Raw genomic sequence first — 15,522 nt, 5'->3', positions numbered from 1 at the left:
CCGCCGGGCCTCCGTGCGGCGGTGCCGCCCCTGGCCCCCGGCGGAGCCGAACGCCTCAGGCCGGGGAGACGCTGAGCCCCGCCGCAGGCGACTCGCGGCGCACGGCCACCGAGCCGTACGGCGTCCGCAGCCGCGACCACGGCCCGGCCGCCAGCAGCGCCGGCGCCTCGTCGCCGTCACCGCGCAGGAAGCCCAGCGCATGGGCGGCATGCACCACCCGCAGCGTCGTGCCCTGGTACGGGCGGGCCCACAGCTCCTCGGCCAACGCGTCCAGCGCCGCCCGCGTCCGGCCCTCGGGAGGCAGCCCCTCGGTACGGGCGCGGAACTCCGCGACCGTCTCCGCCGCGGCCTTGCGCACCCGCACCGCGTCCAGGTGCGCCACCCGCTGCCAGCCCGACCGCGGCGGCAGCAGCCCGGCCCACGCGGGCCCGGTCACCGACGGCGGCAGCGCGAAGCCCGCCTCGTCCGCCGAGACCGCCTCCAGCAGCTGCCCGGCCGACACCGTCGCGTCGACCGCCGCCGCCACCGCCCCGGCACCCCGCAGCGCCGCACTGCGCACCGCGAGCACACCGCCGAACGGCGGATGCCCGAAGACCCCGAGCGCCGGCTCGCCCGCCGCGGAACGCAGCCGCACCACCGCGGCCTTGTCCCAGCGCACCAGCCGCCCGAGGAAAGCGGCGAGGTCCGCCGCCTCCCGCTCGGCGTCCCCGGAGCCGGCGGCGCCGTGCCCCAGAGCCAGCCGGACCGCGGTCATACGGCGACGGTCCCGTCCTCGTCGCGGTACTTCTCCAGGAAGGCCCGCTCCTCCGGCGTGATCCGCCGGGGCCGCCCCAGCTCCAGGTTGTACGGCACCACGACCGTCGAGGCCCGGGCGTAGAGCGCCTGCTCGTCCTTGACCTCGTAGCGGACGGTCATGGACGCCGCCGATATGTCGGTCACCCACGTCTCCACGACCACCGGCTCGTGCCGGTGCACCAGCGGGCGCAGATAGTCGATCTCGTGCCGTGCCACCACCGACCCGCCGGTGAACGACGCACTCCCCTCCCCCGGCGCCAGGCGGAACATGAAGTCGATACGCGCCTCTTCCAGATACCTCAGGAAGGCCACGTTGTTGACGTGCCCGAAGGCGTCCATGTCCGCCCAGCGCAGGGGGCAGCGGAAGATGTGCCGTGCCATCAGCCGCGTGTCAGCTTCTTGTAGGTGGCGCGGTGCGGACGCGCGGCGTCCGGGCCGAGCCGCTCCACCTTGTTCTTCTCGTACGACTCGAAGTTGCCCTCGAACCAGAACCACTTCGAGTTGCCCTCGTAGGCCAGGATGTGCGTGGCCACCCGGTCCAGGAACCACCGGTCGTGGGAGACGACCACGGCCGCACCGGGGAAGTCCAGCAGCGCGTTCTCCAGCGAGGACAGCGTCTCGACGTCGAGGTCGTTGGTCGGCTCGTCCAGCAGCAGCAGGTTGCCGCCCTGCTTGAGGGTCAGCGCGAGGTTCAGCCGGTTGCGCTCACCGCCGGACAGCACCCCGGACGGCTTCTGCTGGTCCGGCCCCTTGAAGCCGAACGCCGACACATAGGCCCGCGACGGCATCTCGACCTGGCCCACGTTGATGTAGTCCAGGCCGTCCGAGACGACCTCCCACAGCGTCTTCTTCGGGTCGATGTTGGACCGGCCCTGGTCGACGTACGAGATCCGCACCGTCTCGCCGACCTTGATGCTGCCGGAGTCGGCCTCCTCCAGCCCCTGGAGCATCTTGAACAGCGTCGTCTTGCCGGCGCCGTTGGGGCCGATGACGCCCACGATGCCGTTGCGCGGCAGCGTGAACGACAGGTCGTCGATGAGCACCTTCTCGCCGAAGGCCTTCGACAGGTGCTGCACCTCGACCACGACGGAGCCCAGCCGCGGGCCCGGCGGGATCTGGATCTCCTCGAAGTCCAGCTTGCGGACCTTGTCGGCCTCGGCCGCCATCTCCTCGTAGCGCGCCAGGCGCGCCTTGGACTTGGCCTGCCGCCCCTTGGCGTTGGAGCGGACCCACTCCAGCTCTTCCTTGAGCCGCTTCTGCCGCTTGGCGTCCTTCTGGCCCTCGACCTTCAGCCGCGACGCCTTGTTCTCCAGGTAGGTGGAGTAGTTGCCCTCGTAGGGGATCGCCCGGCCGCGGTCCAGCTCCAGGATCCACTGGGCCACGTTGTCCAGGAAGTACCGGTCGTGGGTGACGGCCACGACGGTGCCCGCGTACTTGGCCAGGTGCTGCTCCAGCCACTGCACGGACTCGGCGTCCAGGTGGTTGGTCGGCTCGTCCAGCAGCAGCAGGTCGGGCGCCTCCAGCAGCAGCTTGCACAGCGCCACCCGGCGCTTCTCGCCACCGGACAGCGTCGTGACCGGCCAGTCGCCGGGCGGGCAGCCCAGCGCGTCCATCGCCTGCTCCAGCTGCGCGTCCAGGTCCCAGGCGTCGGCGTGGTCGAGCTTCTCCTGGAGCTTGCCCATCTCGTCGAGCAGCGCGTCGGAGTAGTCGGTCGCCATCAGCTCGGCGATCTCGTTGAACCGGTCCAGCTGCGCCTTGACCTCGGCCACACCGTCCTGCACGTTCTCCAGCACGGTCTTGGACTCGTCCAGCGGCGGCTCCTGCAGCAGCATGCCGACGCTGTAGCCGGGCGACAGGAACGCGTCACCGTTCGAGGGCTGCTCAAGACCGGCCATGATCTTGAGCACGGTGGACTTACCGGCGCCGTTCGGACCGACCACACCGATCTTCGCGCCCGGCAGGAAGCTCAGCGTCACATCATCGAGGATGACCTTGTCGCCGTGCGCCTTGCGCGTCTTGCGCATCGTGTAGATGTACTCAGCCAAGAGAAACCGTCCGGCAGATCGAGAAGGGCCAATGTGCGGCTCCGCCGCGTGAGGGCAGATACACCCCATCTTGCCGTACGTCCACCCCACGGGGCGAACGGGTACGTCGAGGACCGCCGCCCCGGTACGGCTCCGGTACGGCTCCCGCGCGGCCGTCGGCACGGCGGCCGGTACGGCGGGCCGGCCGTGAGCGGTGATCTCCGCTCGGCGCCGGGTCTTCTCCCACGTAAGACCCGAGCGCACGAGAGGAACCCGCCGTGACCGGCGCCGCCTCCCGGCCCGTGCTCAGGTGAGGACCGGGTCGGCCTGGGGAGAGGTCGCGGGTTCGGGGCGGGGGGCCATCGGCTGCAGCGAACTCCGGCTGAAGCGCGAGACGCCGCGCGCCAGGTCGTGCCCGACGGCCACCGCCTCGATCTCCGCGTCCGTATAGCGGCGCCCGTCGCGCTCGTCGTCCCGGATCTTCAACCGCCCCTGGACGACGAGCGGTTCGCCGAGGCCCACCGACTCCTTGACGTGGCCGGCGAGCGTGCGCCAGGCGCGCACCGTGTAGAAGCTCGTCGGCCCGTCCGCCCAGGAGCCGCGCTGGGCGTCCCAGCGCCTGGCGGTCGTGGCCAGCCGGAACCTCGTGAAGCCCACGCCCGCCTCGGTGGTGCGCATCTCGGGCTCCGTCGCCACGTTTCCGACGACGGTCACCAGGGTCTCGTTCATCGCACGGTCCTCCCGTTCTCGGCGGCGCCCCCGTGTGGGACCCGCTGAGAACATCCTGCCCCCCGGATCGGACAGTCGAATCCAGACCTTTTTAAATCTGTGGATAACCTGTCATCTGTGGATAACTCCCCACTCGCGCCCGTCACTCGGACGAGTGGCGTGAAGTCCCGGCGGAGTGGGAATCGCGCATGCGCGCCGCGCGCGCAGAAGAGGGAGAGGCGGCTGCCACGACCGCGAACTGCTCGCGGACCTCCCGGTAGCGCATGAGCTCGGCCGCGACCGGCTCCAGCACCCTCGCCCGTCCACAGTCGGCCGCCGCGTCCCGCAGCCGCCGCTCGGCGGCCTGCCCGTACCGGCGGGCCGGGCCGCGCGCGGCCACCCGGCAGCCGGCCGTCACCAGCGGTCCGCCGGCCCCGCCGGTCGCGATCATCACCACCGGCGGCCACCAGGCCAGCTCCAGCGAGCCCACCGCGAGCGTGCTGAGGCACACCGCGCCCGCGACCGCGAGCGCCATCAGCAGCCACTGCACGCCGCGGACGGCCGCCCACCACCCGGGGCGCTCCGGCGGTCCAGGGCGGGCCCGCCGGGCCGCCGCGTCGAGTGCCGCGGGCAGGCCCTCGCCGCCCCGGCGGGCGGCGTCCCGTACCGCCTGCCCCCAGGGCGCGGGCAGCCCCCGGGCGGCGTCGGCGGCCAGTCCCCGTACGGCTTCCTCCACCAGCGGCCGGGAGGCCACCAGCCCCGTCTCACGGGCCGCGGAATGCGGATCGCTGCGCCGGACGGGTGAAGTCTGCGTCGCACGGGATCCGGGGCTGGTCGCGGGCCGTTCTCCCCTCAGACGCCCCCACGGCGTCCCGCACTCCGCACGTGCGGCCCTCGCCCAGTCCCGTTCCGCCGACTGACCGGCTCCGACCGCTCCCACCGCGTCGGCCAGCCGGTCGACGAACTCCTCGCGCGCCTGGTCCGTCAGCCCGGCGCTTCCCTCCGCGACATAGATGCCGTCCGCCACGTAAAGGGGGTGCAGCCGTGCTGCCGCACGGTCCAGGTCGGCCGCCAGCCGGCGGCCGGCGGCGGCCCGCTCGGCGACGATCTGCGCGAGCACCGCGCGCAGGTCGCCGACGCCCTGACCGGTCAGGGCGGAAGCGGCCAGCACCACCGCGCCGGCCTCGCCGTGCTCGCCCACCGCGAGGCCGTCCTCGTCGAGCAGCCTGCGCAGATCGTCGAGGACCAGGTCGGCCGAGTCCCCCGGCAGCCGGTCGACCTGGTTGAGCACCAGCACCGTCACATCCGCATGCCCGGAAAGGGGGCGCAGATAGCGTTCATGCAGCGCCGCATCGGCGTATTTCTCGGGATCGAGCACCCAGACGACGACATCGACGAGCCGCAGCAGCCGGTCCACCTGCTCCCGGTGGCCCGGCGCGGCGGAGTCGTGGTCGGGCAGGTCGATGAGGACGAGCCCGTCCAGGCTCACCTCGTCGGCCGGTTCACCGCCCCACCGCGCCGTACCGCCACCGGCCGTACCGTCGAGCGCACCGCACGCGTCGGCCTCGACGGGGAAGAGGAAGTCGTCGCCGGCCGGGATGCCGGGCTGCGCCGGCGGGCCGCCGTCCGGCTCGGGGCGGCGGGGGCCGCCCGCGGGGGCGGGGATGCGGGGGCGGCGGGTGTAGCGGTCCTGGGGGGCGATGCCCAGCCGGTCCAGCAGCCCGGCGGCCCGCTCGGGGTGCCAGGCGCAGGAGACGGGGCGGGCGGTCGTCGGCCTGCGTACGCCGGTCGCGGACAGCGGAAGGTCGGTCAGCGCGTTGAAGAGCGCGGACTTGCCGCTGCCGGTGGCGCCGGCGAGCGCCACCACGGTGTGGTCGTGGAAGAGCCGGCGCCGCTCGCCGATGCGCTCCAGCAGTTCGCTTGTCTCGGCGAGTGCCTCGGGGCTGATCCGGGTCCTGGACAGGCCGAGCAGTTCGCCGAGCGCGTCGACCCGTTCGCCGAGCGGGTCGGCCGCGGTGCCGGCGGGCGCCGCCCCGCCCGCGGCCCGTTCGGCGGTCTCGGCTCCCGGCTGCGCGGGGGTGCCGCCGGCCGGGCCCGGGAGGGTGCGGGCCGGTTCGGGAGCCGTGGACGACAGGTCGGTGCTGGTCGGGCGCACCGGCTCACCTCTCCTTTTGCAGTAGGGACAGCGCGGAGATCAGCGAGGCCTGCTGCCCCGCGGTGACATCGTGGGCGTCGACGGGCGCGAGCCTGCGGTCGCGTTCGCCGTCGAGCAGCCCGGCCACGGCGTCGGCGAGCCGGTCCCGGGCCTCGTCGCGCATCCGCAGGGCGGCCTGGGCGCCGACGGTCTCGGCGAGCCGCTCCCCCGCGGTGCGACCGCGCCGCGCGCCGAGCAGGGCGGTGGCCAACAGTGCCGCGACGTCCTCGGGGTCGGCGGCCGGCCGTTCGCCGTCGCGGTGGGCGCGCAGGTGGGCGTAGGCGAGGTCGGTGAGGGCGCGGCGCCAGCGGCGTACGCCCTTGTCGATACGGGCGGCGACCGCCACCCGGTCGCGGTCGGGCCGGGAGGCGGGGTCGTCGAGCAGCGCGGCGCCGGCCGGGTCGCGCTGCCATGCGTCGGTGATGCGCTCGTCGGCGGCGTCGGTCTCGGTGCGCAGCAGCGCGGCCAGTTCCTCCGCGAGGGCGCCCTGCAGGGTGTCGGGGCCGCAGGCGGGGTAGCCCTGCCAGTGGGCCAGCGCCTCGCCCGCGAGGGGGGCGCCGGCGAGCACGGCGGAGTCGATCCGCTGGGCGGCCAGTTCGTAGGACTCCTCGGCGGCGCGGGCGAGCCGCAGCGCCGCGGCGTGCTGGGCGGCGGAGGCGGCGGCGAGCGCGGGCAGCCGGCTGCGCAGCGAGTCGAGGGCGCCCTCGTACGTGCGGCGGGCGGCGTGCTGCCGGGCGGCGGGGTCCTGGGCGCAGTGCGTGAGCCAGTCGCGCAGCGCCGCGACGGTGGTCTGCGGCAGCAGCCCGCCGCCGCCCGCGGATTCGGGCAGTTCGGGGACGGTGAAGCGCGGTACGTCGCCGAGGCCGGCCTTGGTGAGCAGGGCGGCGTAGTGGCGGCTGACGTCGTCGGCGATCTGGTGCGGGACGCGGTCGAGGACGGTGGCGAGCGTGACGTCGTATTCCTTGGCGGTCCGCAGCAGGTGCCAGGGCAGGGCGTCGGCGTACCGGGAGGCGGTGGTGACCAGGATCCAGATGTCGGCGGCGCAGATGAGTTCGGCGGCGAGCTCGCGGTTGCGGGCGACCAGGGAGTCGATGTCGGGGGCGTCGAGGAGGGCGAGGCCGCGTGGCAGGGAGTCGTCGCATTCCAGCCGTAGTTCGGCCCGCGCGGGCTCGCCGCGGTCGGGCGGGTCCTCGTCGCCGCGGACCCGCTGCCGTACGGCCCAGGCGCGGGCCAGGCCCGGCAGGATGCGGGGGTCGGCGAACCAGGCGCGGTCCTCGGGGTGGCAGACCAGTACCGGGGTGCGGGTCGTCGGGCGCAGGACGCCGGATTCGCTGACACGACGGCTGATAAGTGAGTTGACAAGAGTGGACTTGCCCGCTCCCGTCGATCCGCCGACGACGGCGAGCAGCGGTGCCTCCGGGGCGGTGAGCCGGGGCACCAGGTAGTCGTCGAGTTGGGCGAGGAGTTCCTGCCGGGTACGGCGGGCCCGTGCGGCGTCGGGCAGCGGAAAGGGGAAGCAGGCGGTGTCGACGCGGTCACGCAGTGCGGACAGCGCGTCGATCACCTCGGGCCGTACGTCCAAGATCGCCACATCGGCAGAATGCCCCATATTGGACCGTTTATGAAGCGCATTTCGGGTAATTGGCCCCAATCAGCCGGGATAACGCCCGACCGGCGGGGGGCCGCCGGCAGCGCCGCGGCGAGGTCGCACACCTGGCCGGGACCGGCGCAAAGGCGCGGCAACAGGCCCCGGAAGACCCGACAAACGGGACAGAACCGCTGGTCGGCGGTGTCGCCTGGGGCGCGGGAGTCAGAATGAGCCACCGGCATAACGAGTGCACAACAGCAGCGTTGCGACCCGTCAAAAGCGATGCGGCTCGGGCGCCTGCCTGCGATTATCGGACCGCTTCACCGAACCTCCACAACGTGTCACGCGGGTGAAGCAGACGGCAGCACGGACGCGGCGCCCTATCCTTGACCTCGGTACAGGTCGCGGAACCAGCCAGGGGCGAAAGACAGCCACGGCCACTGTCCGGCCCCCGTAGCTCAGCGGATAGAGCAGGTGCCTTCTAAGCACTTGGCCGCAGGTTCGAGTCCTGCCGGGGGCGCTCACGCGCGGTCGGCGCCCTTGCGGTGCCGGCCGCCGCCGTACGGCCCCGGCGCCCGTGGATCGCGGGGCGTCGCGCGGTCGTGACACCGGTGGGGTTATGTCGCACAGACTCTAGCGGCCCGCGCGTAGTGGCCGCGTAAGTACCGGTCGCCCGCAAGGGCCGCGACGGGGCGGCGGCGGAGTAGATGTACAGCACCGCTAGCCTCGCGATTACCGCCCGCCACACTGGTCAGTGAGGGTGGCGCGGCGTTTAGCGAAGTCGTATGAGTCGCTTATGGGGTTGTGAGATGGTGTGCGCCAAAGTCCCCGCCGGCGCACCGAAGATATGGGGGCCGGCAGCGACGGCCGGCCGGCAGTCGCGGCGTGGCCATGGGGTACTTTTCATGTCTCCGCGTGCTCTCGATGCGAGGATCGTTTGCGTATGGATTCCACACTCCCCGGGGCCACGTCGGCCGCGTCGGCAGCACGGCGGCGGAGGCGGCTGACCCACCGGATCAGGGACGGCCTGCGCGACCTCAGCGTCCAGATGGCACTGCTCAACCACCAGGTCGGCATGCACCTCGACCTGCGGGACGCCGACCTGGAATGCCTCGACCTGATCAGCCGGCACGGCCCGATCGGGCCGACCGCGCTCGCCAAGCGCGCCGGGATGCACCCGGCGACGCTGACCGGCGTGCTGGACCGGCTGGAGCGCGGCAACTGGGTGGTGCGCACCCCGAATCCGACCGACCGCCGGGCCGTCCTGGTCCAGGTCGTCAAGGAGCGCGCGGCCGAGGTGACGTACCTCTTCTCGGGGTTGAACACGGCGGTGGACGGGATCTGCGCCGAGTACGACGACGACGAGCTGGTGCTGATCGCCGACTTCCTGCTGCGGACGGCGCGCGCCGGGCGGATCGCCACGGACGAGCTGGCGGAGAACTGACGCCGGCCCGCGCCACGGCAGCGCGGCCACGACCGCACCGGTGCGGCGCGCAGCCGCGCCGGTGACGATGTCACACCTCACCTCGGCCCCCGCTCTCAGTGGCGGGCGCGTCCACCGGACGAGCGCGCCCGTCGAGGAGGCCAGGTATGTCCCACGACCCCGCGGAGCGGCCCGGCGACGGGGCCGAAGAGGCCGACAGGGCCACGCGGGATTTCGCGGGACACCGTGAACTGCTCTTCTCCGTCGTCTACGGCCTGCTCGGCAGCGTCTCCGACACCGAGGACGTACTCCGGGACACCTGGCTGACGTGGGCGGACGGCGACGGGCGGCCGGACGGCGACGGACCGCCGGACGGCGAGGGGCAGCCGGACGGCGGTGTACGGGCGGACGGCGGTCCGCAGGGGGCCGGCGAGGGCGGGCCGGCCGCCGGGACGTACGAGAGCGGCCGGGCGCGCCTGCTGCGGATCGCGGTGGGCCGCGCGCTGGCCCGGCGGACCGCGACGGTGTCGACGGCCCTGCACACGGTGCTGGAGACGCTGCCGCCGCTGGAGCGGGCGGTCTTCGTGCTGGCCGAGGTCTTCGGCTACGCCGACGCCGATGTCGCCGCCATCCTCGGCCGGCGCCCCGACGCCGTCCGGCAGCTCGCGCACCGGGCCCGCGCGCACGTACGGGCCCGCCGCCCGCCCCACGCCGCGGACGGCGCCGAGCCGCACCCGCGCCGGGACCTGACCGAGCGCTTCATCGCCGCCGCGACGGCCGGCGACCTGCCGGCGCTGCTCGCCCTGCTCGCGCCCGACGTGACGCTGTGGACCGACGGCGGCGGGCGGTGGGCGGCGCTGCGCCCGGTGGCGGGCCGCGAGCGCGTCGCCCGCTTCCTCGGCCGTTACGCGGCCCGGCACGCCGACCGGTCGCCGGACGTACGGCACCGGTACGTGGGCGGCGACCCGTCCGCGGTGGTCTTCTCCGCCGACTCGCCCTACGCCGTCCTGGTGATGGACCTCAGCGGCGCCGGTGACCAGGTCACCGGCATCTACCTGGTCACCAACCCCGGCGCGCTCAAGGCGCCGCGGGGCTGAGCCGCTCGCGCAGGAACTCCACCACCCGCGCGCGGGCGGCCAGCGCCGGATGGCCCGGGACGTCCCTGACCTCGGCGGTCAGCACGGAGTGCGCGGTGGACTTGAACCCGCCCTCGTTGCCCTTCGCCGAGTCCAGCTCGATCACCTCGAAGGCGTCGCCGAGGCTGCGCCGCAGCGTCTGGAAACGCGCCCGGGTGGAGCCCTTGTCCTCGCTGAAACGCAGCCCCAGCAGGCACAGCCCCGACTCCTTGGTGCGGTCCACCACCGCTGCCAGCTCCTGCGGCGACACCCCCGGGTCGGCGGCCCTCCTGCCGCCCACCGGGAAGGGCAGCGCGGGCTGGCTCAGCACCGGGGCGAGCACCACGTCCTCGACGGCGGCGGCCAGCGCGAAACCGCCGGTGAAGCACATCCCGATGACGCCGACCCCGGGGCCCGGGGTGCGGGCGGCGAGGTCGCGGGCCAGGGCCTTGAGGTAGTCGGCGAAGGGGCGGTGCGCCCCGGTGGCGAAGGCGCGGAACTCCGCGGACACGCACAGCCGGGCGAACGTGCCGGCCGCGTAACCCGCGCTCATCGCGCGGCCGGGCGTCCCGAAGGGCGACGGGATCGCGACATGGAAGCCGCTGTCCACCAAGTGGTCGGCCAGGCCGAGCACTTCGGGTGTCATGCCGGGCACCTCGGGGACCAGCACCACCCCGGGGCCCTCGCCCTTCTCGTACACGTCGTGGGTGGTCTTCGCGGCGGTGTCCGCGGCGGTGAAAGGGGCGCGCCGCCAGCCGGTCAGATCGGAAACGGGGGCGGAGGCGGGTGCGGATGCGGAGGTGCGTGCCGAGCCGGTCATCGGGGGTTCTCCTCGGGGGTCGGGTCGCCCGCGGTGCGAGCACGTGAAGCCCCGGGCGGCCGGCCGCGGACGGCCCTCCGCCCGGTGCGCCGGGTGTGGTACGCGCGAGTCCATACTGCCGCCAGGCCCGGCCGGGCACGCACGGAACGGCGAATTCGCCTCACCCGCCCCATCGCCCCCGCAGACGGCGGGGCCCCCGCGGTCCGTGCACTTTTTTGCTCACTTGCCGCTGGTTCCGCGCAACTACGCTCATCTACACTGCACGCGGCGCCCCTTCGCCGGGGCCCGGCCGGCACCGCCTCCAGCCCGAGGAGCCCTCATGTCCGCGTCCCTGACCACCGCGGAAATCGCCACCCAGCCCGACTGCTGGCTGCGCGCCGTCGAGCTCGCCCCGGCCGCCGCCGGCTCGCTGCCCCGGCGCGGCGAGCGCGTCGCGGTGATCGGCTGCGGCACCTCCTGGTTCATGGCCCAGTCCTACGCAGTGCTGCGCGAGCAGGCCGGGCACGGGCTCACCGACGCCTTCGCCGCCTCCGCCTTCCCCTACGGGCGCGGCTACGACCGGGTGCTGGCCATCACCCGCTCCGGCACCACCACCGAGGTGCTCCAGGCGGGCCGGCGGCTGCGCGCCGACGGCGTCCCGGTGGTGGCCGTCACCGCCGACCCGCGCACCCCGGTGACGGAGGCGGCCGACGACCTGGTGGTGCTCGACTTCGCCGACGAACGCTCCGTCGTGCAGACCCGGTTCGCCACCACCGCGCTCGCCCTGCTGCGCGCCCACCTCGGCGACGACCTCACCGGCGCGATCGCCGACGCCCGCGCGGCCGTCACCGAGGACCTCCCCGCCGTGCTGCCCGCCGCCGAGCAGACCACCTTCCTCGGCAGCGGCTGGACCTACGGCCTGGCCCAGGAGGCTGCGCTGAAGATGCGGGAGGCCGCGGGGGCGTGGACGGAGAGCTACCCGGCGATGGAGTACCGGCACGGCCCGATCAGCATCACCGGTCCCGGCCGGGCCGTATGGGCCTTCGGTGAACTGCCGGAGGGGCTGGCGGACGCCATCGCGGCGACCGGCGGACATCTGGAGGCCCGGCCGGACCTCGACCCGCTGGCCGACCTGGTCCGCGCGCAGCGGCTGGCCGTCGCGGTGGCCGGGCGCCGGGGGCTCGACCCGGACCGCCCGCGCCATCTGACCCGCTCGGTCGTCCTCGGCTGACCCCACACGACCCGGCACTGCCCGGCATGCCCCGGCACCGCCCGGCACCATCCGCCGCGCCCCGACACGACCGCCGCGCCGCCACCGACCCGAGGGGCCCGATGACCGCCACATCCACCGCCGACCTCGTCACCGCCGCCCGTGCCGCGGGCCGCGGTGTCGCCGCCTTCAACGTCATCACCCTGGAGCACGCCGAGGCGATCGCCGCCGCCGCGGAGGCCGCCGGGCTGCCCGTCATCCTGCAGATCAGCCAGAACGCGGTGGCCTTCCACGGCGGGCGCGCGGCACCGCTGCTCGCCGCCGCCGTCGGCGTCGCGGACGCGGCGGCCGTCCCGGTGGCCGTGCACCTGGACCATGTGACGGAGGAGGACCTGCTGCACGCCGGCGCCGCCGCCGGCGTCTCCTCCGTCATGTACGACGCCTCCGCCCTGCCGTACGAGCAGAACGTCCGCGCCACCGCCCGGGTCGCCGCCTGGGCGCATGAGCGGGGGCTGTGGGTGGAGGCCGAACTCGGCGAGGTCGGCGGCAAGGACGGCGCCCACGCGCCGGGTGTGCGCACCGACCCCGGCGAGGCCGCGGCCTTCACCGCCGCCACCGGTGTCGACGCCCTCGCCGTCGCGGTCGGCAGCTCGCACGCCATGACCGCGCGCACCGCCCGGCTCGACCACGGCCTGATCGCCCGGCTGCGCTCCCGCGTCGCCGTCCCGCTGGTGCTGCACGGCTCCTCGGGCGTGCCCGACGACGAGCTGCGGCAGGCCGTCACCGCCGGCATGGTGAAGATCAACATAGGCACCGCCCTGAACGTCGCCTTCACCTCGGCCGTCCGCGACCACCTCACCGCCGACCCGGCCGTGGTCGACCCGCGCCGCTATCTGCGCCCGGCCCGCGACGCGATGACCGCCACCGCCCGGCATCTCCTCCAGGTCGTCTCGCACCCCGTCCCCACCGCCTGACCGCCCTGCCCTCCTTCCGCCGCGCCGCGCTGCCCCGACCTGACCCGACCCGACCTGACCCGACTGTCACCCGATGACGCCGTTTGTCACCGTTACGCGGGTTCCACGTCACAGATGATCAACAGCCCCATGCGCCATTCCCTGAAGTGCCGTTGACCCGGCGAGTGTGCTGACAGACCGTCACCCTCTCCCGGAGGTATCCGACATGACGGACCGGACGCTGTGGTCATACGCGGACATCGCCGCGCACATCCGAGTGCAGGTCGACACGGTGCGCTCCTACCGCAAACACGGGCACCTGCCCGATCCGGACCATGTGGAAGGGGGCAAGCCCTACTGGTACGCGGACACCATCAGGGCCTGGAGCTCCCGGCGCCCCGGGAACCGGGGACGCCGGCCGGACTGACCGTCAGTTCCTGCCCGCCGGTTCGGGGTCCCGCCGCTCGCCGGAGCGCGGGGCCCCGCCCTCGTGCCCGGCCCGCGGCACACCGCCGCCCTCGGATATCCCGAACCGGGCGTGGAAGGCCCGCAGTGGCCGCGGCGCCCACCATGTCGCCCGCCCGGTCAGCCGCATCACGGCCGGCACCAGCAGGGTGCGGATGACCATCGCGTCCATCAGCACCGCCAGCGCGATGCCGAGGCCGAGCATCTTGGTGTTGGTCACCCGGGACATGCCGATCCCCACCATCACCACCGCCAGGATGACCGCGGCGGCCGTGATCAGCCCGCCGGTCCGCCGCAGGCCGAAGACGACGGACGCCTGGTGGTCGCCGGTGCGGTCGTACTCCTCCTTGATCCGGGAGAGCAGGAACACCCCGTAGTCCATGGACAGCCCGAAGGCCACGCAGAACATCAGCACCGGCAGGCTGGTCTCGATACTGCCCGTGGCGGTGAAGCCCAGCAGCCCGGACAGGTGGCCGTCCTGGAAGACCCACACCACCGCCCCGAACATCGCGGTCAGGCTGAGGGCGTTGAGCAGCACCGCCTGGACGGGGACGATCACGCTGCCGGTCAGCAGGAACACCAGCAGCAAGGTCACCACACCGACGATGGCCGCGGCCCAGGGCAGCCGCTGCGCTATGGCGTGCTTGCTGTCGACCAGCACCGCGGCCTGCCCGGTGACCGAGGCGCGGAAGTCGGCCGGCACCGCGCGGATCCCGCCGACCAGGGCCTGTGTCCCGGCGTCCACGGCCGCACCCTCGGGCACGACCGTCAGATAGGCGGCGCCGGCCTCCTTGCCGCCGACCGGGCCGTCGACCCGCACCACGCCGGGCAGCGCGGCGATCCGGCTGCGGTAGTCGGCGAGCGCGGCCGGGTCGGCGCCCTCGGCGAGCACGGTGATCGCGCCGACCGGGCTTCCGGTGTAGTCCTGCCGCAGATGCTGCTGCACCACATGGGATTCCGCGCCCGCCGGCAGCTGCCGGTCGTCGGCGGTCCCGAAGTGCACGTTCAGGAACGGGGTGCCGAGCAGCAGCAGGACCGCCACCGCGCCGACGGCGAAGACCGGCGCCCGGCGCATCACCAGCCGGGCCAGCGCGGCATACCGCGCCCCGGGCTCCGCCGCGCCGCTCCCCGTACGCGCCCGGCGGCGCAGCAGGCGGCGCAAATCCAGCGCGTTGACGCGGTCGCCCAGCAGCACCAGCGCGGCCGGCAGCACCACCAGGGCCGCCGCGGCGGCCAGCAGCACCACGGCGACGCCCGCGTAGGCGAAGGAGCGCAGGAAGTACTGCGGGAAGACCAGCATGGCCGACAGCGCGGCGGCGACCGTCAGCGCGGAGAACAGGACGGTGCGGCCGGCCGTCCGCAAGGTCGCCGCCACCGCGGTGCGCGGCGGCGCGCCCGTGGCCAGCTCCTCGCGGAAGCGGCGCACGATGAACAGGGCGTAGTCGATGGCGAGGCCGAGGCCCAGGGCCGTGGTCAGGTTCTCGGCGAAGACCGACACGTCGGTGAAGCCGGTGATGCCGCGCAGTACCGCGCTGGTGCCGAGGATCGCGATGACGCCGATGCCGAGCGGCAGCAGTGCGGCCACCGCGCTGCCGAAGACCATGACCAGCAGCACCAGGGTGATCGGCAGCGCGATCACCTCGGCGCGCACCAGGTCCTCCTGGATGGTGGTCTGCATCTCGTGCAGCACCTCCGCCTGGCCGCCGACCGTCACCCGTACGGGGCCGTGGTCGCCGCGGTACGCGGGGGCGAGGCGCTTGACCTCGGTGGCCACCGCGTCGTCGTCGCCGCGCAGCCGGGCGGCGATCATCGCCGAGCTGCCGTCCTCGGCGCGGAGCACCGGCGCGCGGGTGTCCCAGTAGGACGTCACCGCGGCGACATCGGGATCCGCGGCGAGCCGGCGGGCCAGATCGCGCCCCTCGGCGGCGACGGCGGGGCTGTCCGGGTCCGCGCCGCGGGTGCCGACCAGCAGCACGAGGTTGGGCTGGGAGCCCGGGAAGTGCTCGGCGAGGGCCTTGGTGGCGTACGAGGACTGGGATCCGGGTGCCTCGAAGCCCCCGCTGGACAGCCGGTCGCCCACGCCGCTCCCGGCCACCACGGCGAGCGCGGTGAACAGCAGCGCGAGCAGCAGCGTCACCCGCGGTCTGGCGGTGACCAGCCGCGTCCAGCCCCCGACCGGATCGGCACGGTTGACAGCAGCCATGACAGAGGTGTCCTCTCCCCCTAGAACGACTAGAATCGCAAACAC

At 74.1% G+C, this 15,522-nt stretch carries 13 protein-coding genes and 1 tRNA gene; 6 read left to right on the top strand and 8 right to left on the bottom strand.

Going from position 1 to position 15,522, the window contains the following annotated elements:
* Positions 1-55: 55 nt before the first annotated feature.
* The 6 genes from HCN08_RS01035 to HCN08_RS01010 form a co-directional block, all read right to left on the bottom strand.
* Entirely contained in the window at positions 56-754 is a 699-nt protein-coding gene (locus HCN08_RS01035) for a hypothetical protein (RefSeq protein WP_167980875.1), read from the bottom strand.
* The gene (locus tag HCN08_RS01030) at positions 751-1,176 is read right to left on the bottom strand and encodes an acyl-CoA thioesterase (protein WP_167980874.1); all 426 of its coding nucleotides are present in this window, start codon (positions 1,174-1,176) and stop codon (positions 751-753) included. Before HCN08_RS01030 ends, HCN08_RS01035 begins: the two co-directional genes overlap by 4 nt.
* Complete coding sequence (ettA, locus tag HCN08_RS01025; RefSeq protein WP_167980873.1) at positions 1,176-2,840, bottom strand: energy-dependent translational throttle protein EttA; 1,665 nt, start codon at positions 2,838-2,840, stop codon at positions 1,176-1,178. Before ettA ends, HCN08_RS01030 begins: the two co-directional genes overlap by 1 nt.
* A gap of 285 nt (positions 2,841-3,125) precedes the next feature.
* Positions 3,126-3,548: a single-stranded DNA-binding protein gene (gene ssb, locus HCN08_RS01020; RefSeq protein WP_167980872.1), complete on the bottom strand. Its 423-nt coding sequence runs from the start codon at positions 3,546-3,548 to the stop codon at positions 3,126-3,128.
* A gap of 142 nt (positions 3,549-3,690) precedes the next feature.
* Entirely contained in the window at positions 3,691-5,682 is a 1,992-nt protein-coding gene (locus tag HCN08_RS01015) for a P-loop NTPase family protein (protein WP_167980871.1), read from the bottom strand.
* Positions 5,683-5,686: 4 nt separating this feature from the next.
* Positions 5,687-7,312 (bottom strand): dynamin family protein, encoded by a 1,626-nt coding sequence (locus HCN08_RS01010; RefSeq protein WP_167980870.1) that lies wholly within the window; start codon positions 7,310-7,312, stop codon positions 5,687-5,689.
* Between the two features lie 444 nt (positions 7,313-7,756).
* Here HCN08_RS01010 and HCN08_RS01005 point away from each other — a divergent pair.
* The 3 genes from HCN08_RS01005 to HCN08_RS00995 all read left to right on the top strand — a co-directional run bounded on the left by HCN08_RS01005 (position 7,757) and on the right by HCN08_RS00995 (position 9,829).
* Positions 7,757-7,829 (top strand) — tRNA-Arg (locus HCN08_RS01005).
* Positions 7,830-8,252: 423 nt separating this feature from the next.
* Positions 8,253-8,753 (top strand): MarR family transcriptional regulator, encoded by a 501-nt coding sequence (locus tag HCN08_RS01000; RefSeq protein ID WP_167980869.1) that lies wholly within the window; start codon positions 8,253-8,255, stop codon positions 8,751-8,753.
* A gap of 146 nt (positions 8,754-8,899) precedes the next feature.
* Positions 8,900-9,829 carry a sigma factor-like helix-turn-helix DNA-binding protein gene (locus tag HCN08_RS00995; protein WP_167980868.1) on the top strand — a complete coding sequence of 310 codons (930 nt, stop codon included), beginning with the start codon at positions 8,900-8,902 and terminating at the stop codon, positions 9,827-9,829.
* On the opposite strand, the gene HCN08_RS00990 is transcribed toward HCN08_RS00995, so the two are convergent.
* Complete coding sequence (locus HCN08_RS00990; RefSeq protein ID WP_167980867.1) at positions 9,810-10,667, bottom strand: dienelactone hydrolase family protein; 858 nt, start codon at positions 10,665-10,667, stop codon at positions 9,810-9,812. The genes HCN08_RS00995 and HCN08_RS00990 overlap by 20 nt on opposite strands.
* Positions 10,668-10,986: 319 nt before the next feature.
* On the opposite strand from HCN08_RS00990, the gene HCN08_RS00985 reads away from it, so the two are divergent.
* The 3 genes from HCN08_RS00985 to HCN08_RS00975 all read left to right on the top strand — a co-directional run bounded on the left by HCN08_RS00985 (position 10,987) and on the right by HCN08_RS00975 (position 13,236).
* Positions 10,987-11,877: an SIS domain-containing protein gene (locus HCN08_RS00985; RefSeq protein ID WP_167980866.1), complete on the top strand. Its 891-nt coding sequence runs from the start codon at positions 10,987-10,989 to the stop codon at positions 11,875-11,877.
* Between the two features lie 101 nt (positions 11,878-11,978).
* Positions 11,979-12,830 carry a class II fructose-bisphosphate aldolase gene (locus tag HCN08_RS00980; protein ID WP_167980865.1) on the top strand — a complete coding sequence of 284 codons (852 nt, stop codon included), beginning with the start codon at positions 11,979-11,981 and terminating at the stop codon, positions 12,828-12,830.
* A 205-nt stretch (positions 12,831-13,035) separates the two neighbouring features.
* Positions 13,036-13,236: a MarR family transcriptional regulator gene (locus HCN08_RS00975; protein WP_167980864.1), complete on the top strand. Its 201-nt coding sequence runs from the start codon at positions 13,036-13,038 to the stop codon at positions 13,234-13,236.
* A gap of 3 nt (positions 13,237-13,239) precedes the next feature.
* Here the strand turns inward: HCN08_RS00975 and HCN08_RS00970 are convergent, their stop codons facing one another.
* A complete protein-coding gene (locus HCN08_RS00970; protein ID WP_167980863.1) occupies positions 13,240-15,477 on the bottom strand; it encodes an MMPL family transporter in 2,238 nt (745 codons plus the stop codon).
* Positions 15,478-15,522: the final 45 nt, after the last annotated feature.

The sequence above is a fragment of the Actinacidiphila epipremni genome (assembly GCF_012034175.1).
Lineage (GTDB): Bacteria > Actinomycetota > Actinomycetes > Streptomycetales > Streptomycetaceae > Actinacidiphila > Actinacidiphila epipremni.
Note: the sequence above shows the minus strand (reverse complement) of the source record. Positions and strands in the feature narration are given on the sequence as shown.